The sequence below is a fragment of the Haloferax profundi genome (assembly GCF_001469865.1).
Taxonomy (GTDB): domain Archaea; phylum Halobacteriota; class Halobacteria; order Halobacteriales; family Haloferacaceae; genus Haloferax; species Haloferax profundi.
In genome coordinates, this window is sequence record NZ_LOPV01000109.1 from 1 (window position 1) to 1559 (window position 1559).

Below are 1559 nucleotides of genomic sequence, written 5' to 3' on the forward strand. Positions count from 1 at the left end.
TATCTGTCGTAGTTGTTGGACTTTGTTCAGTATGTGTTTTTATTGGTGTTTCTGTACTTGTAGTTTCGATGGTGGTGTCGTTTTGATCAGTCTGGTTTGCTATGCCTACGCATCCGGATATTAATGTAAGGAGTATAACGACCAGCAGGAGATACTGCTTTTTCATAATGCACTTAGTCTTGAGACCGGAGAAACGACTGTAACATACTCTCGTTGCTTCATTTATTATCTGAATCGAGTTGATTAGCAGACAAGTATCTTGTGGGCTGAGTAGTCAAATCCAACCGATTATCTTTGACGTTGCCTTCTTTAGAATTTCTTAAATGTTGGAATTGACCAGAAATTGATAAGTATGCCACGCTGAACTCGCGCTCCGTATTCAGCACGGGGTAGAAAACCTAACCAACATCCGACAAGAACAGTTCAGTTCGTGTCTTCGTTGATAATCAGGCGTTTTCGTCGATCCAATCGCAGAAGGCATCGAAGTCGTTTGCGCCGGCACTTTCGGCGATACTTCGGAGCGTTCCGGTACGGAGTTCGCTATGCAGCGGGACGGTTACCTGTCGGCGGTCCGCTTCGTTTGTCGGGTGTTCGTAATACAGTTGGGCATGGTCACCGGTCGTTCGTCGCCACTCGAACCCACCGACGTTGACCAGCACCTTCACTATCTCCATCCCGGAGAACGTTCGCCGCCCCATCGATTAGTCGAGCACGTCCGGCGGTTCTTGGTCGCCAGTGGTGTTGTTGGCGGGGTCGATACCCAACGCACGAAGTTCTTCGTCTGTCGGTTCACGTCCACGCTTTCCGGTGTGGACTGCGACAGCATCGTCGAGGTTATCGAGCGCTTCTTCTCTGGACTTTCCCTGCGTGGTCACGCCCGTATCGACATCCTTCGCGATCCACCAGCCGTCCTCTTGCCAGAGACGAATCTCGCCATCGTTGGCGTCGCCGTTCCGAGTCGAACTGGCCATCTTACCCCTAGTTGCCCGATGAACTGTATAAGCATTCGGCATACTGCCCTCACCACGAAGGCGAGCATATGAGTTCTCCAAGCAGATGCTCCCCTCGAACGAACTTGATGACCGACTCGCGCTCTGTATTCATCACGGCTCCAACAAACTATCAGCAACTGAATATCTCAACAGAGTACTTGCTCCTACCTTTACTGGTAGCTGAACGTACCCCTGCCTCTCAGATCCTATAATCAAACCCGACATTTCATACCCTAGATACAGAGAGTACACGTATGGACCGGATTGCACCGAGCCTTGATCAGAAACGTGTGCATGTCGTCCCACTTGGGTACGAATACGACCGTGTTGTTGAGCCACTTCGGTCGAAAGCTGATGTTGTCTATTTGCTTGTGGATGACCCATATCGAGACTCCGACAACATGGGGAGTGTCGATTTCGGAGCAGATTTTGATTCACATGAATCGGATGCTGCGGATTGGCGCGAGGCGACAGAGTACCAGGAAGAAATCCGCGACGAGGTCGAGTCATTCGCAGACGTCCGCGGTGTCGCTGTCCAACTCACTGATTTCTACGACGTAATGGGTG

The 1559-nt window shown here is 50.7% G+C and carries 3 protein-coding genes; 1 reads left to right on the forward strand and 2 read right to left on the reverse strand.

What is annotated here, in order from left to right:
* Positions 1 to 446: 446 nt before the first annotated feature.
* Positions 447 to 698 (reverse strand): type II toxin-antitoxin system HicA family toxin, encoded by a 252-nt coding sequence (locus AUR66_RS06165; RefSeq protein ID WP_058571614.1) that lies wholly within the window; start codon positions 696 to 698, stop codon positions 447 to 449.
* A 3-nt stretch (positions 699 to 701) separates the two neighbouring features.
* Entirely contained in the window at positions 702 to 971 is a 270-nt protein-coding gene (locus AUR66_RS06170) for a type II toxin-antitoxin system HicB family antitoxin (protein ID WP_058571615.1), read from the reverse strand.
* A gap of 275 nt (positions 972 to 1246) precedes the next feature.
* Between AUR66_RS06170 and AUR66_RS06175 the strand changes: the two genes are divergently transcribed.
* On the forward strand, positions 1247 to 1559 hold a 313-nt coding region (locus AUR66_RS06175), incomplete at its 3' end, for an HFX_2341 family transcriptional regulator domain-containing protein (protein WP_231727774.1).